This window comes from Nocardia sp. NPDC056611 (assembly GCF_042792755.1).
Classification (GTDB): domain Bacteria; phylum Actinomycetota; class Actinomycetes; order Mycobacteriales; family Mycobacteriaceae; genus Nocardia.
On the sequence record NZ_JBHTVV010000007.1, the window covers coordinates 184890 to 210076 of the forward strand.

The window sequence follows — 25187 nt, forward strand, 5'->3', positions numbered from 1 at the left end:
GCTTGTTGTCGGCGATCCGGACCCATAGGTCGTGCCCTTCGACTAGCGGTACCGGCCTAAACCAGGATTGCACAACCACAGGGTCGGCGCGCCAGCGATTTTCTTTTGCCCTCCGCTGCGCTCCGGGCGGGTTCGCGACCCTGGTCCCGATTCTTCCCTCCTCCGCTCCTCCGCTTCGCTCCCCCGCTCCGTCAGTCCAGAATCGGGACGCCGCGAACCACCACGGTTCTTCTCCTTATATGCAGAAAAGTCCGGCCCCGCCCATTCTTGGGCGGGGCCGGACTTTGCGGAATTGCGTTCGAAATCAGGCGCGCTGGCTCGAAATGGAGACGACCTCACCGGTCAGGTAGGTGGTGTAGTCGCTGGCGAGCATGGCGATGGTGGCGGCCACCTCCCACGGCTCGGCGGCGCGGCCGAAGGCCTCACCGGCGGCCAGGCGGTCGAGCAGGTCGCCCGAGGTGACCTTGTCCAGGAAGGCGTGGCGCGCGATGGACGGGGCCACCGCGTTGATGCGCACGCCGTACTCGGCGGCCTCGACGGCCGAGCAGCGGGTCAGCGCCATCACGCCCGCCTTGGCGGCGGCGTAGTGGGCCTGGCCGTGCTGGGCGCGCCAGCCCAGCACCGAGGCGTTGTTCACGACGACGCCGCCGTGGCCCGCCTCGCGGAAGTACTTCAGCACCGCGCGGGTGGCGCGGAAGGTGCCGTTGAGGGTGATGTCGAGGACCTTGTCCCACTGCTCGTCGGTCATGTCGACGACCGGGACCTCGCCGCCCAGACCGGCGTTGTTGACCATGACGTCGATGCGGCCGAACGCGGCCACGGCGCCGGTGATCAGGGCGTCGACCTGCTCGGTGGAGCTGACGTCGCACGGCACCGAAGCGACTCGGCGATCCGGGAACTCGGCCTGCAGGGCCTCCTCGGTCTCCTTCAGGCGACGCTCGTGCCAGTCGGAGACGACCACGTCCGCGCCCTCGGAGAGCAGGCGGCGCGCGGTGGCCGAGCCGATGCCGGTGCCCGCGGCGGCGGTCACGACCGCGATCTTGCCCGCGAGCAGGTTGTGGCCGGGGGTGATTTCGGGAGCGGTGGACAGATCGGTCACGGTCGAGCCTCTCGGGGAAGTCCGAGCACGCGCTCGGAGATGATATTGCGCTGCACTTCGTTCGAACCGCCGTAGATGGTGTCCGCGCGAGTGAAGAGGAACATGCGCTGCCAGGCGTTCAGGTCATCGCCCTCGCCGTCGGCGATCAGGCCGGGCGCGCCGAGCACGTCCATGGCCAGCTCGCCGAGGTCGCGGTGCCAGTTGGCCCACAGCAGCTTGGTGACCGACGCCTGACCGGCCGCGGTGCGCGCGTCCACCGACGCGCCGTCGTGGCCGGACTCGAGGGTGCGCAGCACGTGGGCGCGCAGCACCCGCAGACCGACCCACGCCTTGTCCAGGCGATCGGCGATGACCGGGTTGTCGATGGCCCCGTTCTCCTTGGCCACGGCCTCCAGATCGGCAAGCTCCCGCGCGTAGCGGATCTGCTGGCCTACCGTGGAGATGCCGCGCTCGAAGGTGAGCGTGCCCATGGCGACCTTCCAGCCGTCGCCGGGCTGCCCCACCACCAGATCGGCGGCGGTGCGGGCGTTCTCGAAGAAGACCTCGTTGAATTCCGCGGTCCCGGTGAGCTGGATGATCGGCCGCACCTCGACGCCCGGCTGCTTCATGGGCACGAGCAGATAGGACAGGCCGTGATGGCGGGTCGAGCCCTTCTCGGTGCGGGCGACCACGAAGCACCAGTCCGACAGATGCGCCAGCGAGGTCCAGACCTTCTGACCGTTGATGACCCACTCGTCGCCCTCGAGCTGGGCGGAGGTGGTGACGGCGGCCAGGTCCGAGCCGGCGCCCGGCTCCGAGTAGCCCTGGCACCACAGTTCGGTGACATTGCGGATGCCGGGCAGGAAGCGCTGCTTCTGCTCCTCGGTGCCGAAGGCCAGAACGGTCGGGCCGAGCAGTTCCTCACCCAGATGCGAGACCCGGGCCGGGGCGTCGGCCTTGGCGTATTCCTCGTGGAAGATGACCTGCTGGCGCAGGGTGGCGTCGCGGCCGCCCCATTCCTTGGGCCAGCCCAGGCAGGTCAGTCCGGCGGCGGCGAGGGCGCGGTCCCATTCGAGCCGCTCCTCGAAAGCCTCGTGCTCGCGCCCGGGACCACCCAGACCGCGCAGCTCGCGGAACTGGCCGTTCAGGTTCTCGGCCAGCCATTCCCGCACCTCGGTACGGAATTCGGCATCCTCGCGGGGCTCAGTCCCGCTGGCCGGTTCGGGGGTCTGGATCATGCTCACGTCGGTAGAGTAACCTACCAAGCACTTGCTTTGTTAGACCCATTCCCGGACAGCGAGGAAGCTCAGTGACATCTCCTCCGCAGACCACACCGCTCGCTCTGCACGCGGCGGCGCACGCCTACGGTGACGCGCCCGCCGTGGCCGACGGTGCCGTGCGACTGAGCTGGTCGCAACTGCTGGACTCGGTCCGTGAGACCGCCCGTGCGCTCATGGCCCGCGGCATCGAACGCGGCGATCGCATCGGCATCTGGGCGCCCAACACCCACCACTGGGTGACCGCGGTGCTGGCCACCCACTACGTGGGCGCGACCATCGTGCCGCTGAACACGCGGTACGTGGCCGACGAGGCGGCGGACACGCTGTCGCGGGTGCACGCCAAGGCGCTGTTCATCGCCGGCGATTTCCTCGGCCGCGACCGGCTGGCCGAATTGCGGGCGCACGCACCGGAACTGGGCATCGAGACCATCGTCGTGATTCCGGTCGAGGGCGAGGCGCCGGTGGAGAACGCCATCGCCTGGTCCGATCTGGGCAAGGTGGCCGAGACCGTGAGCCTCGACGAGGTCGTCGCGCGCGCGGAATCGGTATCGCCGGACGATCTTTCCGACATCCTGTTCACCTCGGGCACCACCGGCCGCAGCAAGGGCGTGCTCATCGCGCACCACCAGCTGCTGTCCAGCGCCCGGGCCTGGGCCGACTGCGCCACCCTGAACAGCGACGACCGCTACCTGGTGGTGCCGCCGTTCTTCCACAGCTTCGGCTACAAGGCGGGCATCATCGCCTGCCTGGCCACCGGCGCGACCATCGTGCCGCAGGCCGTGTTCGACGTGCCCGAGACCATGCGCTTGATCGCCGCCGAGCGCATCACCGTGCTCACCGGCCCGCCGACCATTCACCAGACCATCCTCGATCACCCCCAGCGGGATGCGGCGGATCTGTCCAGCCTGCGCGTCGCGGTCACCGGTGCGGCGACCGTGCCGGTCGTGCTCATCGAAAGACTGCGCTCGGAGCTGACTTTCGACGTGGTGCTGACCGCCTACGGCCAGACCGAGTCCGGCGGCTTCGGCACCATGTGCCGGCCCGAGGACTCCAGCGAGACCATCGCCAACACCTGCGGCCGACCCATCGACGGCTTCGAGATGAAGCTGGCCGACAACGGCGAACTGCTGCTGCGCAGCGACCAGGTGATGCGCGGCTACCTCGACGACCCGCAGGCCACCGCCGCCACCATCGACCCGGACGGCTGGCTGCACACCGGCGATGTCGCGGTGATCGACGAGCGCGGGTACATGAAGGTCACCGACCGGCTCAAGGACATGTACATCTCCGGCGGCTTCAATGTGTATCCCGCCGAGGTGGAACAGGCCATGGCCCGCATCGAGGGCGTCGCCGAGACCGCGGTCATCGGCGTGCCCGACGAGCGCATGGGCGAGGTCGGCAAGGTGTACGTGGTGCGCCGGGCGGGCTCGGAGCTCACCGCCGAGGACGTGATCGCGAAGGCCAAGACCATGCTGGCCAACTTCAAGGTGCCGCGGTTCGTGGAATTCCGCGACGCGCTGCCGTACAACGCCGCAGGCAAGGTGCTGAAGCGCAACCTACGTGATGAGGAGACCGCGTGATCGAGTCCAGCCCGGAGGCGGTAGCGCAGCGTAACCACGCAGGGCGCTCGAGCACGCAGAAGGAGGCAGTGTGAGCCAGGAATTGGGGCCCATCCCCGATGAGGGCGAAGTCGTCCTCTACGAGAAGCGCGGCCCGATCGCGGTCGTCACGCTGAACCGGCCGGACTTCCGCAACGCGCAGAACTCGGTCATGACCTACGCGCTCGACGCCGCCTTCACCAAGGCCGTCGAGGACGCCGAGGTCAAGGTGATCGTCCTGGCCGGGGCCGGAAAGCATTTCAGCGCCGGGCACGACATCGGCACGCAGGGCCGCGACCACCACATCTCCTACGAGAACCAGGCCGTCATGTGGTGGGACCACGTGGACCGGCCGGGCGGCGATCAGCGCTTCGCGCGCGAGTCCGAGGTGTACCTGGGCATGTGCCGGCGCTGGCGGGAGATCCCCAAGCCGACCATCGCCATGGTGCAGGGCGCGTGCATAGCGGGCGCGCTCATGCTGGCGTGGGCCTGCGACATGATCGTGGCCTCCGAGGACGCGTTCTTCTCCGATCCGGTGGTGCGCATGGGCATTCCGGGCGTCGAATACTTCGCGCACCCGTGGGTGCTGGGTCCGCGCCGCGCCAAGGAGGTGCTGTTCACCGGTGAGCGCTTCACCGCGGCACAGGCTTACGAGTGGGGCATGCTGAATCGCGTTGTCCCGCGCGAGGAGCTGGAGGCGCAGACCTTCGCGCTCGCCGAGAAGATCGCGGAGATGCCGCAGTTCGGGCTGGCGCTCACCAAGAAGGCCGTCAACCAGTGCGAGGACCTGATGGGGATGCGCGCGGGCATGGATTCCGTGTTCGGGCTGCATCACTTCGCGCACGCGCACAACGCCGAGGTCGGCACGGGCTCTCTGGGCGGTATGGACGCCAAGTCCATGAAGGCTGCCGCAACCACGGCGAGCCGTGAATCCAGCACCACGGCGAGCCGTGAATCCAGCACCATCAACGACGGGGCAAAGTAAGTGGATCTCGAATTCGACAGCAAGACCGAGGAATTCCGCGCCGAGGTGCGCGACTTCCTGGCGGCCAACAAGCCCGCCGCTCCCCTGCCGTCCATGGACACCAAGGCCGGTTTCGAACTGCACCGCGCGTGGGAGGCCAAGCTGGCCGACGCCCGCCTGTCGTGTGTGGCCTGGCCCGCCGAGTACGGCGGCCGGGACGCCTCGCTGACCGAATGGGTCATCTTCGAGGAGGAGTACTACGCCGCGGGCGCGCCGGGTCGCGTCTCGCAGAACGGCATCTTCCTGCTGGCGCCCACCCTGTTCGAGCACGGTTCGCCCGAGCAGCTGGCCCGCATCCTGCCGAGAATGGCGCGCGCCGACGACATCTGGGCGCAGGCCTGGTCCGAGCCGGAGGCCGGTTCCGACCTGGCCGGTATCCGCTCCACCGCCAAGCGCACCGAGGGCGGCTGGCTGCTCAACGGCCAGAAGACCTGGAGCTCGCGGGCCTCGTTCGCGGACTGGGGTTTCGGCCTGTTCCGCAGCGACCCGGAGGCGCAGCGCCACAAGGGCCTCACCTACCTGATGTTCCCGCTCACCGCGGAGGGCATCACGGTGCGGCCGATTCCGCAGCTGGACGGCGAGCCGGGCTTCGCGGAGATCTTCCTGGACAACGTGTTCGTGCCGGATCAGGACGTGATCGGTGAGGCGAACAACGGCTGGAAGGTCGCCATGGCGACCTCGAGCAACGAGCGTGGCTTGTCGCTGCGCGCGCCGGGCCGGTTCAACGCCACCGCCCGCAAGCTGATCGAGCTGTGGCAGGACTCGGCCGCCGAGTCCGACACCGCCGCCGCCGACCGCGTGGTCGACGCGTGGGTGGGCGCGGAGGCGTACCGCCTCAACACCTGGGCCACCGTGACCCGCCTGGCCGATGGCGGCCAGCTGGGCGCGGAGTCCTCGGTGAACAAGGTGTTCTGGTCGGATCTGGACATCGCCATGCACGAAACCGCGCTCGATCTGCACGGCGCGGCCGCGGAGCAGGAGTCGGCCTGGACCGACGGTTACCTGTTCTCGCTGGCGGGCCCGATCTACGCCGGCACCAACGAGATCCAGCGCAACATCATCGCCGAACGCCTGCTCGGCCTGCCGCGATAGCCACAGGGAGGACGACGACATGCGATTCGCATTGACCGCAGAACAGAACGATTTCGCCGCCAGCCTGCGCAAGATGGGCGAGGCCGCCAAGACGCCGGGCGTGGTCCGGGCGTGGGGCGAGGGCGAGGCCGCCGCCGGGCGCGCGCTGATCGGCCAGCTGGCCGAGGCGGGCGCGCTGGGGTTGACCATCTCCGAGGACAACGGCGGCTTCGGCGCCGGCCCGGTCGAGATGATCGTGGCCTTCACCGAGATCGGCCGGGCCGCCGTGCCGGGTCCGCTGGTGGAGACCGCCGCCGCGATTCCCGCACTGCTGCAGGCGCTTCCGGACTCGGCGCTCGCCGCCGAGAACCTGCCGGAGCTGGCCGAGGGCGCGAAGCTCGGCACCCTCGCGGTGACCGCCTCCGCGGGTGCCAACGCGGGCCGCTCCGCCGGTGCCGCCACCGCGCTGGACGCCGACATCGCCGACCTGGTGCTGATCGCCGAGGGCGACCGCATCGCGCTCGGCACCGCCGGTGACCTGGTGACCTCGGTGGACGCCGCGCGCCGCCTCTTCACCGTGACCGCGGGCGAGACCCTCGCCGAGGGCGAAGGCGTTTCCGCCGCAATCAATCTCGCCTTCGACACCGCCGCCCTGGCCGCCGCCGCGCAGCTGCTCGGCGCGGGCCGGGCGATGCTGGACACCAGCGTCGAGTACGTGAAGCAGCGCCAGCAGTTCGGCACCCCGATCGGCCGCAACCAGGCCATCAAGCACCACCTGGCCAATGCCCACATCGGCCTGGAGATGGCACTGCCGCTGCTCTACCGCGCCGCGCTGACCCTGGAGTCGGGCGCGGACGCCGAGACCCGGGGCCGCGACATCTCCGCGGCCAAGCTGGCCTGCGGCGAGGCCGCGTACCAGACCGCGCGCATCGCACTGCAGGTGCACGGCGCGATCGGCTACACCGCCGAATGCGATCTGTCGCTGTGGCTGACCAAGGTCACCGCCCTGCGTTCGGCCTGGGGCACCCCCGCGCAGCACCGCGCCCGCATCGCCGCGGCGCTCCGGGCCGGGAACGTCGCATGAGCACCCCGGTGGCCGGCGCCACGCTCGACACCCCGTGCGCGGGTGGGGCACACACCCCGCTCGTCGCCCGGTGCGTCCGCTCGCTCATGGCCGGTGCGGACCGGCCCGGCCACCGGACCTCTGACTCGAATCACTTCTACCCCTTGGGAGCGCAGGCATGAGCCTCACTGCCGAACAGCAGGAACTCGTCACCACCGTGCGCGCGGTGCTGACCAAGCACGGTGACAGCGCGGCCATGCGGCGCGGGTTGGAGACCGACCGCGGCTACGACGAACAGCTGTGGAAGCTGCTGTGCGAGCAGGTCGGCGTCGCGGCCCTGGCCATTCCGGAGGAGTTCGGCGGCATCGGGGTCGGCCTGGTCGAATCCCTGCTGGTGGTCGAGGAACTCGGCCGCACGTTGTCCGCGCCCCCGATGCTCGGTTCGGCCGTGCTGGGTGTGCAGGCGCTGCTGCTGGCCGGGAACGCCGAGGCCGGCGAGCGGCTGCTGCCGGAAGTCGCCGAGGGCGCGCGGACGCTGGCCCTGTGCTGGGCCGCGGCGAGCGGCTGGGACGCCTTCGGGGTGCGGTCGACCGGTGGAACCCTCTCGGGCTCCGCGCATTACGTGCTGGACGGCGCGTTCGCCGACACCCTGCTGGTGCTCACCGCCGACGGCCTGTTCGAGGTCGCGGGCGACGCGGCGGGCGTCACCCGCACCGCCGTGGTCACCCAGGACCCGACCCGCAAGCTGGCGCGCATCGACTTCGACTCCGTGGCGGCGACCCCGCTGGGGCAGCTCGATGTCACCCGCCTGCGCGAGATCGCCTGGGCCGCAATGGTGGCCGAGCAGATCGGCGCGGCCGAGCAGTGCCTCGACATGACCGTCGAGTACTCGAAGTCGCGCGTGCAGTTCGGTCGCCCGATCGGCAGCTTCCAGGCCCTCAAGCACCGCATGGCCGACATGTACGTGCTGGTGGAGTCGGCCCGCTCGCTGGGCTACCTGGCGATCGCCGGTCTCGCCGAGGGCGCGATCGACCCGATCGACATCCAGGCCGCTCGGCTGCACGCCATTGACACCTTCAACTCGGTGGTCTCGGAGACCGTCCAGATGCACGGCGGCATCGCCATCACCTGGGAACACGACGCGCACCTGTTCTTCAAGCGCGCCCACGCCGACGCCCAGCTCTTCGGCACCCCGGCCCGCCCCCTGGCCCGCCCGGCCTAGCGCGACACCTTCGCGGAAACGGCCCGTACGCAGTCGCTGCGTACGGGCCGTTTCGTGTTGTGCCCTAACTCACCCATCCACATATCGTTAGCCTATGTAACTAGATAGTTAGCTTATGCAACAATTGAGGCGCGGCCGTTCTCGACAACGGCGCCGATCGGACGGCCGCCCTCTCGCAACTCGAACGAAAGTAGCTGCGACTCACCATCATTCACAGATGAGGACTTCCCAGTGACAACCAGCGCCCCGATCACCCGACCGGCCTTTCCCGCGGCCGTCGCCGCCGACAATGCCGCCGTAGCGAAGCCCAAGCAGCCCAAATCCGTGTGGGCGGTCGCCTTCGCCTCAGTCATCGCCTTCATGGGCATCGGCCTGGTGGACCCGATCCTGAAGCCGATCGGCGAGCAACTGCATGCCTCGCCCTCGCAGGTGACGCTGCTGTTCACCAGCTACATGCTGGTCACAGGCGTGGCCATGCTGATCACCAGCGTGGTCTCCAGCCGCTTCGGGGCCAAGAAGACCCTGCTCGCGGGCCTGGCCATCATCATTGTCTTCGCCGCTCTCGCGGGCAGCTCGAGCACCGTCGGGCAGATCGTCGGCTTCCGCGCCGGGTGGGGTCTGGGCAATGCGCTGTTCATCGCCACCGCCCTGGCCACCATCGTGGGCGCGGCCACCGGCGGCGTCGCCCGCGCCATCATCCTCTACGAGGCGGCCCTGGGCATCGGCATCGCCTCCGGCCCGCTGCTGGGCGGTTTCCTCGGGCACTTCACATGGCGCGCACCGTTCTTCGGCGTCTCAGCCCTGATGGCCGTCGCCTTCATCGCCCTGATGGTGCTACTGCCCGAATCACCGAAGCCCGCGAAACCGACCTCCCTGGCCGCACCGTTCAAGGCCCTCGCCTACCCGGGTCTGCTGCTGGTGAGCATCACCGCGCTGCTGTACAACTACGGCTTCTTCACGCTGCTCGCCTACACCCCGTTCCCATTGGACATGGGCACGTACGCGATCGGCTTCATCTTCTTCGGCTGGGGCCTGCTGCTCGCCCTGTCCTCGGTGTTCGTCGCCCCGAAGTTGCAGCGCGCCTTCGGAACCGTGCCGATGATCGCCCTCGCGCTGGCCCTGTTCGCCGCCGATCTCGCGGTCATGGCGATCTTCACCGAGTACAAGCCGGTCCTCATCGTCGGAACCGTCCTGGCGGGTCTGTTCCTGGGCGTCAACAACACCCTGATCACCGAGGCCGTCATGGAGGCCGCGCCGGTCGAGCGCCCCACCGCCTCCGCCGCCTACAGCTTCGTCCGCTTCGCCGGCGGCGCGGCCGCCCCGTACCTGGCGGGCAAGCTCGGCGAGCACCAGGCATCGCTCCCCTTCTGGGTCGGCGCGGCCTGCACCGCCGCCGCGGTCGCGGTACTCGTCTCCGGACGAAAGCTCTTGTCCCACATCGATGATCACGTCCCGGCCGCGCACACCCCGGCCGAGGCCCAGGCGATCACGCTCGGCGACGACTGATCGCCCGCCGTTCGCGGACCGCACCCACAAGGTGCGGTCCGTGTTCGATCGCACCCCGTACCATCCGGCTCATGAACCAACCGATGCCGCCGCAGCAGCCCTACCAGCAGCAGTACCCGCAGCAGGGGCCCGGCCAGCAGTATCCCCCGCAGGGCCAGGCACCTTACCCGCAGCAGGGCCAGCCGCAGCAGCCTCCGGCTCCGCAGTTCCCGATCCTGGTCTCCACCATGAACGACGTTCCCGGCCAGGAGATCGTCCAGGTGATCGGTGAGGTCGCGGGCCTGACCGTCCGCAGCCGCGGCTTGGGTGCGAACTTCGCTGCCGGGTTCCGGGCGTTGGGCGGCGGCGAGATTCACGAATACACGCAGCTGCTGTACCAGTCGCGGCACGAGGCGATCATGCGCATGTGCCAGCATGCGATGGCGTACGGCGCGAACGCAGTGATCGCAATGCGCTTCGACTGCAACGAGATTGCCAACACCATGAGCGAGGTCGCCGCCTACGGCACCGCCGTCGTGATCAAGCCCGTCGAGAAGTAGCCCGGCCGGTCAGTGGTGGAGCACCTCGACCTCTCGGACCGGCTGCTTGCGGCCGAATTTGGCGCGCAGGGGGTAGATCGCCATGACCGCCAGGAGGCTGACGGTGGAGGCGATGAGCTGGTTGCGTTGGTCGGGGTTGCGGGCCATGGCGACGAAGACGGCGAACAGGGCGATGATCACGGCCCAGCTGATGTAGGGGTAGCCCCACATGCGGTAGGTGAGGGCGGCGGGGTCCTCGCGGCGGAGGCGGGCGCGTAGGCGGAGCTGGGAGCACATGATCGCCACGTAGACGAAGGCCAGCACCACGCCGATGGAGTTCACCAGGAAGGTGAAGACCTTGTCCGGGGAGACGTAGGAGGCGATGACCGCGCCCCAGGCGGCGATGGTGCCGAGCAGGACGGCTCGGGCGGGGACGCCGCGCTTGTTCAGTTTCACCAGGGCGGCGGGGGCGTCGCCGTCGCGGGTGAGGACGTAGAGCATGCGGGAGGAGACGTAGATGGCCGAGTTCAGCACCGACAGCACCGCGGTCAGGATGACGACCTGCATGATGGTGCCCGCCGCGGGGATGCCGATGTGCTCGAGGGCGCTGACGAACGGGCTCTTCAGCACCTTGGCGTCGTTCCACGGCAGGATCGTGACCACCAGGAAGATCGAGGCCACGTAGAACAGGCCCACCCGCCACAGCACGCTGTTGGTGGCCCGGGTGACCGCCTTGGCCGGTTCCTTGGTCTCGGCGGCCGCGACGGTGACGATCTCGGTGCCGCCGAAGGCGAACATCACCACCACGATTGCCGAGAAGATGCCGGTGACCCCGTTGGGCGCGAAACCGCCATGACCGGTGAGATTCCCGAATCCGGGCTGCGACCCGGGCCAGAGCCCGAAGATCCAGGCCAGCCCGACCGCCAGGAACCCGACGATGGCCACCACCTTGATGGAGGCGAACCAGAACTCGAACTCACCGAACGACTTCACCGACAGCAGATTGACGGCGGTCATGATGATCAGCAGTCCGGCCGAGAGCACCCACTGGTCCAGGTCGACCCAGGTGCCGAGGATGGCCGCCCCGGCCACCGCCTCGGCGCCGACCAGGATGACGTAGAGGTACCAGTACAGCCAGCCGACGGTGAATCCGGCGAACGGGCCCATGGCCAGGCGCGCGTACTCCCCCATCGAACCGGCGACCGGGCGGGCGACCACCATTTCACCGAGGGCGCGCAACACGGCCAGCACCACCAGCCCGGCGGCCGCGTAGGACAGCACGGCGGCGGGCCCGGCGGTCTGGATGACCGATCCGCTGCCCACGAACAGGCCCGCGCCGATCGCCCCGCCGATGCCGATCATGGTCATGTGGCGGCGTCGGAGCCCGGTGCGCAGGCCCTGCGGCTCGGGTGGCGCGGCGTCGGAGCCCACTGTCAGCGTGCCGTCCGGCCCCGTCACACGCGTCTCGACCGGTTCCGACATCTGACCGCCACCTTCTTGTGTTGCCCATAAATTGCCAGACCACCCTATCGAGCCTGGTCAGCCGGGGAAAATCGCCTCCGGCACCGGCCCGGACAGGCACCGGCCCACTTCCCGAATCCGCTTCGCCGCCAGCCGCTTCCATGGCGGGCGTACCGTCGGAAGGTATGACCGAGACTCAGCGCGGCCGAGTACGCGTCGAACCGAGCGCCAAGCGAGTACGCGCCTACCTCGGCGGCCACCTGGCCGCGGACACCGTCACTCCGACGCTGGTGTGGGAGTCCCCGCACTACCCCACCTACTACCTGCCGGTCGCCGACCTGCGGGCCAAGCTGGAACCCAATGGCAAGACCCGCCCGTCCCCCAGCCGCGGCACCGGCACCGAGTTCGATGTGGTGGCCGACGGCGTCGTGGCGGCCGGCGCGGCCGTCCGGCACCTCGATTCCCCGCTCCCGGAATTGCGTGACCTGGTGAAACTGGATTTCCATGCGATGACCGAATGGTTCGAGGAGGACGAACCGATCTACGTGCACCCGCGTGACCCCTACACCCGGGTGGACATCCTCGGCAGTTCCCGGCACGTGCGGGTGGAGCTGAACGGCCAGGTGCTGGCCGATTCGCACGGCCCGCGCATCCTGTTCGAGACCGGTCTGCCGGCGCGCTACTACGTGCCGCTCACCGATGTCCGGATGGACCTGCTGACACCGTCCGATACCGAGACGCACTGCCCGTACAAGGGCACCGCCGAATACTGGTCGGTCCGGCTCGGCGAGGAGGAGTTCCCCGACCTGGTCTGGATCTACCGCACCCCGCTGCCGGAGAGCCAGAAGATCGCCGGGCTCGCCTGCTTCTACAACGAGAAGATCGACCTGTGGATCGACGGCGAACTCCAGGCCCGCCCGAAGACCCCGTTCAGCTGAAACCCTCAGTCCCCCAGGATCTCCGACACCAACCGGGGTAGCGCGACACCGATCGGGTCGCGCACGATCTCGGCGGCGTACTCGTCGTACGGAGTCGGTTCCGCGTTCACCACGACCAGGTCGGCGCCCGCGTCCACGGCCACCGCGCACATCGAGGCCGCGGGCTCGACCTGGAGCGTACTGCCCACGGCCAGAAAGATTTCCGCGGTCTCCGCGATCTGCACGGCCGCGCGGATCGCATCCGAATCCAGGTGCTGCCCGAACATGATGGTGGCCGCCTTGAGGATTCCACCGCACCGCGGGCAGGCGGGATCCGGTTCCCCGGCCGCGACCCGCTCCAGCGTGGCCGCCATGGAATCGGTGAATTCGCAGTCGATGCAGACGACTTCGAACATATTGCCGTGGATCTCCACGACCGTGTCCGAGCCGGCCCGCTGATGCAGCCGGTCGATGTTCTGGGTGATGATCCCGACCTGCCGCTCCGTCGCCAGCCTGGCCAGCGCGCGATGGGCGTCGTTCGGGGTGGCCGTCCAGGCCGGATTGTCGCGGCGAGCCAGCCAGGCCCGTACCCGCAATTCCGGATCGGCCACATAGTTCTGATAGGTGGAGAGCAGTTCCGCGATCGGATCCTTGGTCCAGACCCCGCGCGGCCCACGGAAATCCGGAATCCCGGAATCGGTGGAGATGCCCGCGCCCGTCAGTACCCCGATCGGTCCCTTGCGTGCACGCCAGTCCGTCACGCCTGCCAGCCTAGGCCGCCGCGCCGCCCTTCCGCCTCCGGATTCACCGGCCGTTCAGCAGCGCGACCGCCTCACACCGCGATGACCGACAGCTGGTCGTCCGCGCGCCGGTACTGCCCGGGCGCCAGCCCGTATTCGCGTTTGAACGCCTTGGCGAACGCGAATTCGCTCTGGTAACCGACCTTTCGGGCGACGGTCGACAACGGGGTGTCGGACTCCCGGAGCAGTCGCGCCGCGGTGAGCATGCGCCATCGGGTGAGGTAGGACAGCGGCGGCTCACCGACCGTTGCCGTGAACCGCCGGGCCAGGGTGGCCCGCGAAACACCCGCCACGGCGGCGAGTTCGGGTACCGCCCAGCCCCGCTCGGGCGCTTCGTGCATGGCGCGCAGCGCGGTCGCGACGGCCGGATCGGCGAAGGCCGCGGCCCAGCCGGTCGGCGCGTCGGCCCGATCGTCGAACCAGGCGCGCAGGGCGAACAGCAGCAGGGTTTCCAGCAGGGCCGGGATGGCGGCGTCGGTGCCCGCCCGCGGTTCGGAGATCTCGGCGGCGAGCAGGTCCACCGCTCCGCGCAGGGCGGGGTGGCGGCCGGGCCGGGCGGGGAGATGGATGAATTCGGGCAGCTCGTCGAGCAGCGGGTGGCTGCGCTGCCGCCCGAGCCCGTAGGCCCCGCAGACCAGTACGCAGCGCGCGCCCGGACCGGTGATCTCCCGCGGTTCCCCTGGCCGCGCCTGCTCGGTGACGGCGCTGTCGAGACTGTCCACCAGCAGGTGGTCGGCCCCGCGGGGCATGAAGATCACATCGCCGACGCCGAGGGCCATCGGTTCCCCGCCGGGCGGCACCAGCCAGCACGAACCCTGCAGCACCACATGGAATCCCGAGCCGGGCACCACCGGATACGCGCGCCCCCACGGCGCGTGGCGCACGAACATGCCGGAGGTGGGGTGGCCGGTCCGAATGGCGGAGATTGCTTCGCTGAGCAGGTCCACGTTTCGACCATACAGCTCAGGAATGAGCGTTTCGGGCATCGATGACAACGATCGAACCATGCGTCCGCTCATCGCAGTCGGCGGCCGCTCGCGCCGCCCGGCATCCCGGAGCATCGGGAAATACAGTGAACCGATGAGCGACGACCGTCCGAAACTGGCCGTGGAATTGGATCTTCAGCCGCATCCCGAGGGTGGCTGGTATCGCGAAACCTGGCGCAGCCCGATGGAATTCACGCCGGAGGACTATCCGGGGCCGCGGGCGAGTGGCACCGCGATCTACTTCCTGCTGCTGCCGGGTGAGAAGTCCGCACCGCACACGGTGGCCTCGGACGAGATCTGGTTCTGGCATCGGGGTGGTCCCCTGCTGCTGAACATCGGGGGTGAGGAGATCGTCCTCGGACCCGATGTCGAGCAGGGGCAGCGCCCCCAGGCGGTGGTTCCCGGCGGGATCAGCCAGGCCGCCCGGCCGGCGGGAGACGACTACGCGCTGGTGAGTTGCGTCGTCTCCCCCGGATTCGACTTCGAAGACTTCCGACTCGACTGAGGGCGTTTCCACTCTTCGGTTCTCGTGCCCGCCATGCGTGCGCGCGGCGGGCACCACCGTGGGGGTGGAACCCGGCGGTCGACAGCCGTCAGTCGTCGACCCCGAGAATCCCTTCCGCGACCGCGTGGTCGATGGTCTTCTCGAGGTTCGGGCACGAGTCCGGCTTCCCGGTGGTGGGACCGGACTCGGCCAGCTTGCGGAAGACGGGGCAGGTGGCGGCCGGGTCGGTCGTCCACTGCACCGTCTTCTGGTTGTGGCTGTGCTTGCGCACCTGCACCTGGGTGCCGCAGGTCTGACACGCGATCGGCGTCAGCCCGGACTCCATGTAGTGCTCTTTGTCGACGACCGTCTGGGCGCGCACCTGCGCTCGCTGTTCCGGCCGGTCCGCGAAATCGGGTGCCTTCGCCCAGGTGGTCATCAGGCGTTCGCCTCCTGTGCGGCGGCCGCCTCGGCCTCCGCCTTCTTGCGCAGGTTCTCCTCGACCTCGAGACCCCACTGCTCATTGGCCTTGGAGGTGTCGATCTCGAATTCGAAGCGCTGCGTCATCTTCGGGTCGATGTCGGCGACGTCGACGTAGAACTGCTCGTACCAGCGGCGCAGCTGGTACACCGGGCCGTCTTCCTCGGTCAGCAGCGGGTTGTCGATCTTGGACTTGTGCTTCCAGATCTCGACGTCCTGCAGGAAGCCCTCGGACACGCCCTCGGTCATCTTGGCGGCGAACTTCTCCGCCTGCTCCTCGGGCAGCCCCTTCGGCTTCTCCAGCGACACACCCCACTGCAGCACGAACGAGTCCTGCGAGACCGGGTAGTGGCAGTTGATGAGGACCGTCTTGACCTCGAAGCCGCTGTAGATGTTGAGCAGCGGGTTGATCATGTAGGACGGGCCGAAGTACGACGCCTCGGACTTGAGCAGCACGTCGATGCCGTTCTCCGCGGCCTTGCCGACATCCGGACGGCCCTTGGTCTCGAGATACTGGGTGGCGACGTGGCCTTCGAGGACGTTCTTGAAGTACGTCGGGAAGGCGTAGTGGATATAGAAGAAGTGCGCCATATCCACGACGTTGTCGATGATCTCGCGGCAGTTGGAGCCCTCGATCAGCAGCGAGTGCCAGGTCCAGTCGGTCCAGCCGTCGTTGAGGGTTTCCGACGGGGTGCCGTCGGCGTTGGTGTACGGACCCTCGACGTAGGGGATGGTCACCTCGTCGGTGGGCGGGTTGCCCTCGTGGTCGTGCCACACGTACAGCTGACCGTTGCGCTCGAGCGTGGTCCACGCGCGGGTGCGGGCCAGCGGGGGCACGCGCCGGGCATACGGGATGCCGGTGCACTTGCCGTTGCCGCCCCAGCGCCAGTCGTGGAACGGGCACGCGATGGAGTCGCCCTTGACCTCACCCATGGAGAGGTCGCCGCCGAGATGACGGCAGTAGGAGTCCAGGACCTTCAGTTCGCCCTGGCTGTTCATGAAAACAACCAGCTTGGTGCCGAAAATGTTGACCGAGTGCGGCTTGCCGTCCCGGAAGTCCTTGGCCAGGCCTACACAGTGCCAGCCCCGGGCGAAACGGGTGGGCGCGGAGCCCACGTCGATCTCGCGGACCTTCCCGCGGGGCCCTTGGGGGGTTGTCGCCATTTCCTGATCCTCCTATGGATGTACTAGAACACGTTACAAAATCGGCTGGCCGTTTGCCAGCGATAGGACCAACTACCTGGATGGGGGCTCTCTGAGCTGGGCGTGAACCGCGTTCTCGACAGGAATAAGAACGTGTTCTACTCTCAGGGGCAAACGAAGACCGCTTCCGGTACCAGCACCAGGCAGGAGCAACTGGCGAGATGACGCAAGAAGTAGTTGAGCGGGTCGAGGCGCTGCTGCCCACCCTGCGTGAGCGCGCCCAGGAGACCGAGGATCTGCGCCGCCTTCCGGACCAGACCGTCAAGGATCTGCAGGCGACCGGCTTCTTCAAGCTCGTGCAGCCCAAGCAGTGGGGCGGCTACGCCTGCGACCCGGTGATCTTCTATGACCAGGTCCGCAAGCTGGCCAGCGCCTGCGGTTCCACCGGCTGGTGTGCCGGCATCCTCGGCATCCACAACTGGCACCTGGCGCTGTTCGACCAGAAGGCCCAGGAAGAGGTCTGGGGCAACGACACCGAGGTCCGGATCTCCTCCTCGTACGCCCCGATGGGCGCGGGCGTGGTGACCGAGGACGGCTCGGGCTACACCGTCAACGGTTCGTGGGCCTGGTCCTCGGGTTCCGATCACGCCGACTGGGTCTTCGTCGGCGGCCCGGTCATCAAGAACGGCAAGCCGGTCGACTTCGGCTCGTTCCTGATCCCCCGCAGCGAGTACGTCGTCAACGATGTGTGGCACGTCGTGGGCCTGCGCGGCACCGGCTCCAACACCGTCGTGGTCAAGGACGTTTTCGTTCCCAAGCACCGTTTCCTCAGCATGCGGACCATGGGCGAACTGAAATCGCCTGGCCTGGAGCAGAATACCGATCCGCTGTACAAGATGCCGTGGGGCAGCATCCATCCCGCGACCATCACCGCGCCGATCATCGGCATGGGCTACGGCGCCTACGAGGCCCACGTCGAGCACCAGGGCAAGCGCGTGCGCGCCGCCTTCGCCGGCGAGAACGCCAAGGACGACCCGTTCGCCAAGGTCCGGATCGCCGAGGCCGCCAGTGACATCGACGCCGCCTGGCGTCAGCTGTCGGGCAATATCGCCGACGAGTACGCGTGCATCGTGGCGGGCAAGGACGTCCCGTTCGAGATGCGTGCCGCCGCCCGCCGCGACCAGGTGCGCGCCACCGGCCGCGTGATCGCCTCCGTCGACCGCCTCTTCGAGGCCGCCGGCGCCACCGCGCTGGTGGAAGGCACTCCGCTGCAGCGCTTCTGGCGTGACGCCCACGCCGGCCGCGTGCACGCCTCGCAGGATCCCGAGCGCGCCTACGTCATGTACGGCACCCACGCGTTCGGCCTGCCGGTCACCGACGGAATGGTGTAATCCGTGACGGCCGTAGAGGAAATCACCTACGAGTCCACCTCGCGCTTCGCGCAGGTGCGACCGGACCTGAAGCTGCACTACCACGAGGCGGGCGTCGGCAACGGCCCCACCATCGTGCTGCTGCACGGCGGCGGTCCGGGCGCGAGCTCCTGGTCGAACTTCGCCAAGAACATTCCGGTGCTGGCCAAGGACTTCCACGTCCTCGCCGTCGACCAGCCCGGCTTCGGGCAGTCCGACAAGCCGACCGAGCACCCGCAGTACTTCGTGCACTCGTCCTCGGCGCTGAAGGACCTGCTCGACACCCTCGGCATCACCGATCGCGTTCACCTGCTGGGCAATTCGCTCGGCGGCGGCGCGGCCACCCGCTTCGCGCTGGACTACCCGGACCGCGCCGGCAAGCTGGTGCTGATGGGCCCGGGCGGCCTGTCCACCAACCTGTTCGCGCCGGACCCGACCGAGGGCGTGAAGCTGCTGTCCAAGTTCAACTTCGAACCCACGAAGGAGAACCTGGAGGCGTTCCTGCGGATCATGGTCTTCGACCAGTCGCTGATCACGCCGGAACTCGTCGAGGAGCGTTTCGCCTCGGCCTCGCAGCCGGAATCCCTGGCCGCCACCCGCGCCATGGGCAAGTCCTTCGCCGGCGCCGACTTCGCCAAGGGCATGATCTGGCGTGACGCGTTCAAGCTGCGTCAGCCGGTGCTGATGATCTGGGGCCGCGAGGACCGCGTGAACCCGATCGACGGCGCGCTCGTGGCCCTGAAGATGGTGCCGCGCGTGCAGCTGCACGTGTTCGGTGGTTGCGGCCACTGGGCGCAGCTCGAGAAGTTCGACGAGTTCAACCGCCTGGCAACCGACTTCCTGCTCGGCGTCAAGGAGAAGTGACCATGAGTATCAAGGCACTCGGGTACATGCGCATCGAGGCCACCGACATGGCGGCCTGGCGCGAGTACGGCCTCAAGGTGCTCGGCATGATGGAGGGCAGCGGGCTGAACCCCGATGCGCTCTACCTGCGCATGGACGACTTCGCCGCGCGTCTGATCATCGTGCCGGGCGAGCAGGACCGCCTGCTGGTCTCCGGCTGGGAGGTCACCGACGCCAAGGGCCTGCAGGAGCTGCGCGAGAGCCTGGCCAAGGCCGGGGTCGCCTACACCGAGGGCACCAAGGAAGAACTCGGTGAGCGTCGCGTCGAGGGCATGATCCGGTTCCAGGATCCGGCCGGGAACACCCTGGAGGCGTTCTACGGTGCGCAGTATCTGGGCCGCCGTTTCGTGAGCCCGTACGGCCACAAGTTCGTGACCGCGGAGCAGGGTCTGGGCCACGTGGTCCTCACCTGCACCGACGATGCGGCCGCGCAGGCGTTCTACCAGGACGTACTGGGTTTCCGCCTGCGTGACTCCATGCGTCTGCCCCCGCAGATGGTGGGCCGTCCCGCCGACGGCGACCCGGCCTGGCTGCGCTTCTACGGCTGCAACCCGCGCCACCACGCGCTGGCGTTCCTGCCGCTGCCCAACCCGACCGGGATCGTGCACCTCATGGTCGAGGTGGAGAACTCCGACGACGTCGGCCTCTGCCTGGATCGCGCGAACCGTAAGAAGGTCAAGATGTCGGCCACCTTGGGTCGCCACATCAATGACAAGATGCTCTCCTTCTACATGAAGACGCCGGGCGGATTCGACATCGAATTCGGCTGTGAGGGACTCGAAGTCGACGACCACTCGTGGATCGCGCGGGAATCCACCGCGGTCAGCCTGTGGGGCCACGACTTCACCGTCGGATTCAAGTAGCGAGCACGGACTACAAGGGGCGGCAGAACATGACCGAGGCCGAATTGACCAAGGAAGCGACGACCGACGGGCGCCCCGTCATCGATGGGCGTCAGTTCCGGAATGTGCTGGGGCAGTTCTGCACCGGCATCACCGTCATCACCACCTTCGACGACGAGGGCGGCGAGCGGGCGCCGATCGGCTTCGCGTGCCAGTCGTTCGCCGCGCTGTCCCTCGATCCGCCGCTGGTGCTGTTCTGCCCCACCAAGGAGTCCCGCTCCTGGAAGGCGATCGAACGCAACGGCAGCTTCGCCGTGAACATGCTGGCCGAGGAGCAACAGCCGGTGTGCGCCCGCTTCGGTTCCCGCGAACCCGACAAGTTCGCCGGAATCGACTGGCAAACCTCGGAACTGGACCTCCCGGTTTTGGACGGCGCGTTGGCCACGATCCAGTGCACTGTGGACAACGTGCTCGACGGCGGCGATCACTACATCGTGATCGGCCGGGTACAGGCCCTGTCGGAGTCCACCGACTCCGGCAGGCCGCTGCTCTTCTACCGCGGCCAGTACACGGCCATCGAACCGGAGAAAACCACCCCGGCCCCCTGGCGCGCCGACCTCGAACACTTCCTCACCACCACCACGCTCGACACCTGGCTGTGAGGATGACCAACTCTCGGTAGCTCTCAGGGGCTTCGCCCCTGAAACACCAACTACCCAGACGATCGGAAAGGCCCTTGTGGATTTCATCCACAGGGGCCTTTCACATTGGGGAGGGCTGGGGACAACTCGCAGAGCACCGTGAGGGCGCATCCAGATTCAGGGAGTACCGAGCCGACGATGCGGTTGGCCTGTAATCGCTGCGATGCACTCGAAGTCTCGATCGCGGTGCAGCAGCGTCAGCCCGCGAAGTTCGGCGGTTGCCGCGACGACGAGGTCGACCGGGCCGGCGCTTCGATGCTGTCCTCGACTGGTCAACTCACCCTGCACCTCCCACGCTCGCTGGTAGGCACGGTCGTCGACCGGTTCCCATCCGAACAGAATTCGGATCTGCTCGATCAGGAGTTCACGATCGGCAGCCGAGCGGGCGCTGTAGAAGAACTCGAGCTCGGTGATCGGGCAGATCGCGATCAGCCCGGCAGCAGCGACTCGCTGCCACACCACCCCATCCGGCTCCTGGCGCAACAGGGGGACCAAAGCGCTGGTGTCGATGAGGAACTGAGCGCCGTTCACCGGCGGTAGTTCCGCTTGTCCTCGAATATCTCGACATCGATCGCCCCATCGGCGACCGCTTCTTGTAGCCGGGTCAGCGCGACAGCGCGGCGGCGGATCTCGAGGATCTCGCGAAGGGCCGCGTTCACGGTGTCCTTCTTCGTCGTAGTCCCGAGCGCTTTGGACGCATCGGCAACCAGCTGGTCGTCAAGGTCGATCACCGTTCGAGCCATGAGCCACCTCCTGATATACGGACTTGTATCAAGGATATCAGGCAGGATGCATAGAAGGTGGATGCCTGGATACAGAACCGGGCCGCAACCGAAGTCGGTTGCGGCCCGGTGGAGACCAGCGTCAGGAGTGGGTGAGGACCACGTCCGCGAGGACGGGGGCGTCATCACGTTCGACGACGGTCACCGCGATGACCAGCTCGCCGTCCTGCTGCCAGATGCGCGAGCGCAGGGTCTCGCCCGGGTACATGACGCCGGCGAAGCGGGCGCGGAAACCCTTGACGCGCGAGACATCCGAGGCGAGCACGGTGTCGGTGGCGGTCTTGAGGACCAGGCCGTAGGTGCACAGGCCGTGCAGAATCGGGTTCGGGAAGCCGGCGTTGCGGGCGAACTCCGGGTCCGAGTGCAGCGGGTTACGGTCGCCGCACATGCGGTAGAGCAGCGCCTGCTGCGGCAGGGTCGGGGTGAGGACCTCGAACTCCGGCGCCCGGTCGGGCAGTTCGGTCTTGGCGCTCGGGCCGCGTTCGCCGCCGAAGCCGCCCTCGCCCTTGGCGAAGATGGACGACCGCGAGGTCCACAGCGGCTCGCCGTCGGAGCCGACGGCGGTGTCCTCACGCCAGATGACGGCGTTGGAGCCCTTGTCCCAGATCTCGGTGATGCGGCCGGAGATGGAGCCCTTGCCCGAGGCGGGGATCGGGCGGTGCACGATGGTCTCCTGGCTGCCGTGCACAACCTTGGCCAGGTCGATGTCGATGCCGTCGAACTTCACCTTCGGCGGCTCGGTCTCGTGGAATGAGGGCGCGACGGTCGCGAAGGACGGCAGCACGGCCGGCTCACGGTCGTCGAGGTAGGCCAGCTCGGCGGCGTCGGTCCAGCGGTTGCCGGCGCCCAGCGCCAGGTTGTATGTCTGCACGTCGCTGGCCGACCAGCTGAATTCGCGCGCCGGGATCTGCGCGCCGAGCGCCACACTCAAGTCGATGGGCATGAAAAAGTTCTCCTCGTGATCGCGACCCCAATCGGGTCCGATGGTTCAACGCGGCGGCCGAGTCCGCAAGCCTGCGCCCGCTGACCGGGTAGCGCGTTCACCGCGCTCGGCTCCACTTCTACGTGTGGTTATACGCCGGACCCGCCATCGGAAAGAGCGTTCGCGATGGCGGATCCGGGTTCTTCAGTTGTCGTCACACACCCCGCCGGGATAGAGCGGTACGACGGGATGTGTGGGTGGGTTGGGCGCGGACTCGACGTGACCCGACTCGCGCCCAACCCGATCCTGAACCGGGTTGGGACGGTTCAGGACGCCTTGTCGGCCGTCACCGGCGCGCCGTTCTTCGCCTTGGCGGCGACATCGAGGGCGGCCAGGTAGCCGAAGGTGATCGCGGGTCCGATGGTCGCGCCGGGACCGGCGTAGGTGTGGCCCATGACCGGCGACGAGGTGTTGCCGGCGGCGTAGAGGCCGTCGATCACGGTGCCGTCCTCGCGCAGTACACGGGCGTCGTTGTCGGTGACCAGACCACCCTTGGTGCCCAGGTCGCCGGGAACCATCTTGACCGCGTAGAACGGGCCGACCTCGAGCTTGTTGAGGCACGGGTTCGGCTTGATGGTCTCGTCGCCGTAGTAGCGGTCGTAGGCGGAGTCGCCGCGCTTGTAGTCGAGATCCTTGCCGGTCTCGGCGAAGCCGTTGAAGCGCTCGATGGTGGCGGCCAGGTTGTCGGCGGGGACGCCGATCTTCTCCGCGAGAGCTTCTACCGAAGAGGCCTTGACAATGAGGTCGTTTTCCATCCAGCGGGACGGAATCGGCTGGCCAGGCTGCAATCCGGCGAAGATGTAGCGAGACCGGTAGCGCTGATCGAACACGAGCCAGCACGGCACGTTCTCGCCCGGTCCCTCACCCTGCCCGTATTCGCCGCCGTACATGGTGTGCACAGCCTCGACGTAAGGAGCGGACTCATTACCGAATCGCTGACCTTGCGTGTTGATCATGATGGATCCGGGCAGGTTCCGCTCGGCGAGGCAGAACCAGGGCTTGCCCTCGCCGCGGAAGGTGGTCGGACCCCACCACGAGTCGTCCATGAAGTCGATCGCGCCGCCCGCTTCGATGCCCGCGCGGATGCCGTCGCCGGTATTGGCCTCGGCGCCGGTGGTCCACTCGGTGGTGATGGGCTCACGCTGGTACTTGTGCCGCATGTCGGCGTTGCGCTCGAAGCCGCCGCTGCCCAGGATCACGCCGTACTTGGCGTTGAACCGCACGGTCTCGCCGTTCTGGGTGGCCTCGACGCCGGTGACCACGCCGTTCTCGATGACCAGACCGGTCAGCGGGGTGTTCAGCAGGACCGGCACGTTCGCGTCCAGCAGGCCCTTGCGCAGACCCGCGATGATCGCCTGGCCCATGCCGACCAGCGCCTTGCCGGTGGCCTTGCCCCACGCCCAGCGGGTGCCGACGCGCAGCACGCGCAGGATGCCGCTCGGGTGGCGGCGGATCAGGTTGAGCTTCTTGTAGTCGGCCTGCATGACGACCACGTTCAGCGGCGCCTTGCTGTAGGGCGGCTCCAGATTGAAGCGCTCTGCGCCCAGTACCTTCAGGTTGAAGGGCTTGGGCTCGCAGGAGCGGCCGTCCGCCTTGCCGCCCGGTGCCTCCGGGTAGTAGTCGGAGTAGCCCGGCACCCAGGTCATCTTGAGCGCGGAGTGGTCCAGGACGTAGTCGAAGGCCTCGGCGCCGCGATCGATGTAGGTGTCGATCTTCTCCTTGGGCACCACGTCGCCGATGATGCTGTAGAGGTAGGTCCGCGCCTCGTCCAGGTCGTCGCCCTTGCCGGCGGCCTTGAGCACCTTGTTTCCGGGAATCCAGACGCCACCGCCCGAACGCGCGGTAGAACCGCCGTAATGAGCGGCTTTTTCGATGAGCACCGTGCGCAGACCGTGGTGCGCAGCGGTGAGGGCGGCGGACATACCGGCGGCACCGCTGCCGACCACCACCACGTCGTAATCCCGATCAGTCATGTAGAACACGTTATAGAATCAATCCTGGTTTGGTCTATGTTGGTCTGGCAGATGGGACTGCTGAAGCGATGTTCTTCACAAAAACTCGTTTCAATTTCTAGTCTCGTTACCGTAGGGCCACCGGCCGGTACCCCCGATGGAAGGAACACAGCGTGCTGACCGACGCGCTTCGCAAGGAACTGGCTGACGAGCTCGCGGCGGCCGAACGGGATCGCACCCCGATCGACCCGCTGGTCGCGCGGCACCCCGAGATCGACGTGGTCGACGCGTACGAGATCCAGCTGATCAACATGCGGCAGCGGTTCGCCGGTGGCGCGAAGGTGGTGGGCCACAAGGTCGGCCTGTCCTCGCTGGCCATGCAGCAGATGATGGGCGTCGACGAGCCCGACTACGGGCACCTGCTCGCGGAAATGGAAGTCTACGAAGACGTTCCGGTCGACACCTCCAAGTACCTGTACCCCCGCGTGGAGGTCGAGGTCGGGTTCATCCTGGGCGCCGACCTGCCCGGCGAGGACTGCACCGAGGAGGACGTCCGCAAGGCCACCGTCGCCTATGCGCCCTCCATCGAGCTGATCGACACCCGCATCAAGGAGTGGAAGATCGGCCTCTGCGACACCATCGCCGACAATGCCTCCTCGGCCGGCTACGTGCTCGGCCAGGCCCGCGTCGCGCCGGAACTGCTGGACATCAAGGCCATCGACGCCGTGCTGACCCGCAATGGCGAGGTCATCGCCGAGGGTCGCTCGGACGCCGTGCTCGGCGACCCCACCATCGCCGTGGCGTGGCTGGCCCGCAAGGTCGCCTCGTTCGGCGTGCGGTTGAAGGCGGGCGACATCGTGCTGCCCGGCTCCTGCACCCGTGCCATCGACGCCCGCCCGGGCGACGAGTTCATCGCCGAGTTCGCCGGACTCGGTTCCGTCCACCTGGGTTTCGCGTAAGCGCCGCCCCGACTGACACAGACCTC

Annotated in this window: 25 protein-coding genes; 14 read left to right on the plus strand and 11 right to left on the minus strand. The window is 68.0% G+C overall.

Going from position 1 to position 25187, the window contains the following annotated elements; all coding sequences use genetic code 11:
• Positions 1 to 304: 304 nt before the first annotated feature.
• Both ACFRAQ_RS31240 and ACFRAQ_RS31245 read right to left on the minus strand, forming a co-directional pair.
• A complete protein-coding gene (locus ACFRAQ_RS31240) occupies positions 305 to 1099 on the minus strand; it encodes an SDR family oxidoreductase (protein ID WP_379106015.1) in 795 nt (264 codons plus the stop codon).
• Positions 1096 to 2316, minus strand: a complete 1221-nt coding sequence (locus tag ACFRAQ_RS31245; protein ID WP_357089968.1) for an acyl-CoA dehydrogenase family protein — start codon at positions 2314 to 2316, stop codon at positions 1096 to 1098. The genes ACFRAQ_RS31240 and ACFRAQ_RS31245 overlap by 4 nt, the downstream gene beginning before the upstream one ends.
• 71 nt (positions 2317 to 2387) lie before the next feature.
• On the opposite strand from ACFRAQ_RS31245, the gene ACFRAQ_RS31250 reads away from it, so the two are divergent.
• The 7 genes from ACFRAQ_RS31250 (at position 2388) to ACFRAQ_RS31280 (ending at position 10381) form a co-directional block, all read left to right on the plus strand.
• Positions 2388 to 3938, plus strand: coding sequence for a FadD3 family acyl-CoA ligase (locus ACFRAQ_RS31250; RefSeq protein ID WP_379106018.1), 1551 nt, complete (start codon positions 2388 to 2390; stop codon positions 3936 to 3938).
• Positions 3939 to 4008: 70 nt separating this feature from the next.
• Complete coding sequence (locus ACFRAQ_RS31255; RefSeq protein WP_379106020.1) at positions 4009 to 4941, plus strand: enoyl-CoA hydratase; 933 nt, start codon at positions 4009 to 4011, stop codon at positions 4939 to 4941.
• Positions 4942 to 6072 carry an acyl-CoA dehydrogenase family protein gene (locus ACFRAQ_RS31260; RefSeq protein WP_379106022.1) on the plus strand — a complete coding sequence of 377 codons (1131 nt, stop codon included), beginning with the start codon at positions 4942 to 4944 and terminating at the stop codon, positions 6070 to 6072. It abuts the gene before it with no gap.
• Between the two features lie 19 nt (positions 6073 to 6091).
• Positions 6092 to 7135, plus strand: a complete 1044-nt coding sequence (locus tag ACFRAQ_RS31265; RefSeq protein ID WP_379106024.1) for an acyl-CoA dehydrogenase family protein — start codon at positions 6092 to 6094, stop codon at positions 7133 to 7135.
• A gap of 157 nt (positions 7136 to 7292) precedes the next feature.
• A complete protein-coding gene (locus ACFRAQ_RS31270; protein WP_379106026.1) occupies positions 7293 to 8336 on the plus strand; it encodes an acyl-CoA dehydrogenase family protein in 1044 nt (347 codons plus the stop codon).
• Positions 8337 to 8660: 324 nt separating this feature from the next.
• Complete coding sequence (locus tag ACFRAQ_RS31275) at positions 8661 to 9842, plus strand: MFS transporter (protein ID WP_379106256.1); 1182 nt, start codon at positions 8661 to 8663, stop codon at positions 9840 to 9842.
• A 71-nt stretch (positions 9843 to 9913) separates the two neighbouring features.
• A complete protein-coding gene (locus ACFRAQ_RS31280) occupies positions 9914 to 10381 on the plus strand; it encodes a YbjQ family protein (protein WP_379106028.1) in 468 nt (155 codons plus the stop codon).
• Between the two features lie 9 nt (positions 10382 to 10390).
• On the opposite strand, the gene ACFRAQ_RS31285 is transcribed toward ACFRAQ_RS31280, so the two are convergent.
• Positions 10391 to 11842: an amino acid permease gene (locus ACFRAQ_RS31285; RefSeq protein ID WP_379106030.1), complete on the minus strand. Its 1452-nt coding sequence runs from the start codon at positions 11840 to 11842 to the stop codon at positions 10391 to 10393.
• A gap of 164 nt (positions 11843 to 12006) precedes the next feature.
• Between ACFRAQ_RS31285 and ACFRAQ_RS31290 the strand changes: the two genes are divergently transcribed.
• The gene (locus ACFRAQ_RS31290) at positions 12007 to 12759 is read left to right on the plus strand and encodes a DUF427 domain-containing protein (RefSeq protein ID WP_379106032.1); all 753 of its coding nucleotides are present in this window, start codon (positions 12007 to 12009) and stop codon (positions 12757 to 12759) included.
• Positions 12760 to 12764: 5 nt separating this feature from the next.
• On the opposite strand, the gene ACFRAQ_RS31295 is transcribed toward ACFRAQ_RS31290, so the two are convergent.
• Both ACFRAQ_RS31295 and ACFRAQ_RS31300 read right to left on the minus strand, forming a co-directional pair.
• Positions 12765 to 13499 carry an NAD-dependent deacetylase gene (locus ACFRAQ_RS31295; RefSeq protein ID WP_379106034.1) on the minus strand — a complete coding sequence of 245 codons (735 nt, stop codon included), beginning with the start codon at positions 13497 to 13499 and terminating at the stop codon, positions 12765 to 12767.
• A 71-nt stretch (positions 13500 to 13570) separates the two neighbouring features.
• Positions 13571 to 14485 (minus strand): AraC family transcriptional regulator, encoded by a 915-nt coding sequence (locus tag ACFRAQ_RS31300; RefSeq protein ID WP_379106036.1) that lies wholly within the window; start codon positions 14483 to 14485, stop codon positions 13571 to 13573.
• A 133-nt stretch (positions 14486 to 14618) separates the two neighbouring features.
• Between ACFRAQ_RS31300 and ACFRAQ_RS31305 the strand changes: the two genes are divergently transcribed.
• Positions 14619 to 15029, plus strand: coding sequence for a cupin domain-containing protein (locus ACFRAQ_RS31305; RefSeq protein WP_357282804.1), 411 nt, complete (start codon positions 14619 to 14621; stop codon positions 15027 to 15029).
• An 88-nt stretch (positions 15030 to 15117) separates the two neighbouring features.
• Here ACFRAQ_RS31305 and ACFRAQ_RS31310 read toward each other — a convergent pair whose 3' ends face one another.
• A complete protein-coding gene (locus ACFRAQ_RS31310; protein ID WP_357282806.1) occupies positions 15118 to 15447 on the minus strand; it encodes a hypothetical protein in 330 nt (109 codons plus the stop codon).
• Positions 15447 to 16652, minus strand: a complete 1206-nt coding sequence (locus tag ACFRAQ_RS31315; protein WP_379106039.1) for a Rieske 2Fe-2S domain-containing protein — start codon at positions 16650 to 16652, stop codon at positions 15447 to 15449. Before ACFRAQ_RS31315 ends, ACFRAQ_RS31310 begins: the two co-directional genes overlap by 1 nt.
• A 200-nt stretch (positions 16653 to 16852) precedes the next feature.
• On the opposite strand from ACFRAQ_RS31315, the gene hsaA reads away from it, so the two are divergent.
• The 4 genes from hsaA to hsaB are packed head-to-tail and all read left to right on the plus strand — an operon-like array spanning position 16853 to position 20447.
• Complete coding sequence (hsaA, locus tag ACFRAQ_RS31320; protein WP_379106041.1) at positions 16853 to 18022, plus strand: 3-hydroxy-9,10-secoandrosta-1,3,5(10)-triene-9,17-dione monooxygenase oxygenase subunit; 1170 nt, start codon at positions 16853 to 16855, stop codon at positions 18020 to 18022.
• Positions 18023 to 18025: 3 nt separating this feature from the next.
• Positions 18026 to 18904, plus strand: a complete 879-nt coding sequence (gene hsaD / locus ACFRAQ_RS31325) for a 4,5:9,10-diseco-3-hydroxy-5,9,17-trioxoandrosta-1(10),2-diene-4-oate hydrolase (protein ID WP_357089847.1) — start codon at positions 18026 to 18028, stop codon at positions 18902 to 18904.
• A 2-nt stretch (positions 18905 to 18906) separates the two neighbouring features.
• The gene (gene hsaC, locus ACFRAQ_RS31330) at positions 18907 to 19806 is read left to right on the plus strand and encodes an iron-dependent extradiol dioxygenase HsaC (protein ID WP_379106044.1); all 900 of its coding nucleotides are present in this window, start codon (positions 18907 to 18909) and stop codon (positions 19804 to 19806) included.
• 29 nt (positions 19807 to 19835) lie between these two features.
• Positions 19836 to 20447 (plus strand): 3-hydroxy-9,10-secoandrosta-1,3,5(10)-triene-9,17-dione monooxygenase reductase subunit, encoded by a 612-nt coding sequence (gene hsaB / locus ACFRAQ_RS31335; RefSeq protein WP_379106046.1) that lies wholly within the window; start codon positions 19836 to 19838, stop codon positions 20445 to 20447.
• A gap of 156 nt (positions 20448 to 20603) precedes the next feature.
• On the opposite strand, the gene ACFRAQ_RS31340 is transcribed toward hsaB, so the two are convergent.
• From ACFRAQ_RS31340 to kstD, 4 genes are all read right to left on the minus strand, one after another.
• Complete coding sequence (locus ACFRAQ_RS31340; protein WP_379106048.1) at positions 20604 to 21017, minus strand: PIN domain nuclease; 414 nt, start codon at positions 21015 to 21017, stop codon at positions 20604 to 20606.
• Complete coding sequence (locus tag ACFRAQ_RS31345; protein WP_379106050.1) at positions 21014 to 21229, minus strand: type II toxin-antitoxin system VapB family antitoxin; 216 nt, start codon at positions 21227 to 21229, stop codon at positions 21014 to 21016. Before ACFRAQ_RS31345 ends, ACFRAQ_RS31340 begins: the two co-directional genes overlap by 4 nt.
• A 121-nt stretch (positions 21230 to 21350) precedes the next feature.
• Positions 21351 to 22211 carry a MaoC/PaaZ C-terminal domain-containing protein gene (locus tag ACFRAQ_RS31350; RefSeq protein WP_379106052.1) on the minus strand — a complete coding sequence of 287 codons (861 nt, stop codon included), beginning with the start codon at positions 22209 to 22211 and terminating at the stop codon, positions 21351 to 21353.
• Positions 22212 to 22516: 305 nt separating this feature from the next.
• Positions 22517 to 24232 (minus strand): 3-oxosteroid 1-dehydrogenase, encoded by a 1716-nt coding sequence (gene kstD / locus ACFRAQ_RS31355; RefSeq protein WP_379106055.1) that lies wholly within the window; start codon positions 24230 to 24232, stop codon positions 22517 to 22519.
• A 143-nt stretch (positions 24233 to 24375) separates the two neighbouring features.
• On the opposite strand from kstD, the gene ACFRAQ_RS31360 reads away from it, so the two are divergent.
• A complete protein-coding gene (locus tag ACFRAQ_RS31360) occupies positions 24376 to 25161 on the plus strand; it encodes a 2-keto-4-pentenoate hydratase (protein WP_379106057.1) in 786 nt (261 codons plus the stop codon).
• Positions 25162 to 25187: the final 26 nt, after the last annotated feature.

Excerpts from the sequence above, each read along its gene's own strand:
- ACFRAQ_RS31245 (WP_357089968.1), bottom strand. The coding sequence starts at position 2,316 with ATGATCCAGACCCCCGAACCGGCCAGCGGGACTGAGCCCCGCGAGGAT.
- ACFRAQ_RS31265 (WP_379106024.1), top strand. The coding sequence starts at position 6,092 with ATGCGATTCGCATTGACCGCAGAACAGAACGATTTCGCCGCCAGCCTG.
- ACFRAQ_RS31270 (WP_379106026.1), top strand. The coding sequence starts at position 7,293 with ATGAGCCTCACTGCCGAACAGCAGGAACTCGTCACCACCGTGCGCGCG.
- ACFRAQ_RS31280 (WP_379106028.1), top strand. The coding sequence starts at position 9,914 with ATGAACCAACCGATGCCGCCGCAGCAGCCCTACCAGCAGCAGTACCCG.
- ACFRAQ_RS31285 (WP_379106030.1), bottom strand. The coding sequence starts at position 11,842 with ATGTCGGAACCGGTCGAGACGCGTGTGACGGGGCCGGACGGCACGCTG.
- ACFRAQ_RS31290 (WP_379106032.1), top strand. The coding sequence starts at position 12,007 with ATGACCGAGACTCAGCGCGGCCGAGTACGCGTCGAACCGAGCGCCAAG.
- ACFRAQ_RS31305 (WP_357282804.1), top strand. The coding sequence starts at position 14,619 with ATGAGCGACGACCGTCCGAAACTGGCCGTGGAATTGGATCTTCAGCCG.
- ACFRAQ_RS31310 (WP_357282806.1), bottom strand. The coding sequence starts at position 15,447 with ATGACCACCTGGGCGAAGGCACCCGATTTCGCGGACCGGCCGGAACAG.
- ACFRAQ_RS31315 (WP_379106039.1), bottom strand. The coding sequence starts at position 16,652 with ATGGCGACAACCCCCCAAGGGCCCCGCGGGAAGGTCCGCGAGATCGAC.
- hsaA (WP_379106041.1), top strand. The coding sequence starts at position 16,853 with ATGACGCAAGAAGTAGTTGAGCGGGTCGAGGCGCTGCTGCCCACCCTG.
- hsaC (WP_379106044.1), top strand. The coding sequence starts at position 18,907 with ATGAGTATCAAGGCACTCGGGTACATGCGCATCGAGGCCACCGACATG.
- hsaB (WP_379106046.1), top strand. The coding sequence starts at position 19,836 with ATGACCGAGGCCGAATTGACCAAGGAAGCGACGACCGACGGGCGCCCC.
- ACFRAQ_RS31345 (WP_379106050.1), bottom strand. The coding sequence starts at position 21,229 with ATGGCTCGAACGGTGATCGACCTTGACGACCAGCTGGTTGCCGATGCG.
- ACFRAQ_RS31350 (WP_379106052.1), bottom strand. The coding sequence starts at position 22,211 with ATGCCCATCGACTTGAGTGTGGCGCTCGGCGCGCAGATCCCGGCGCGC.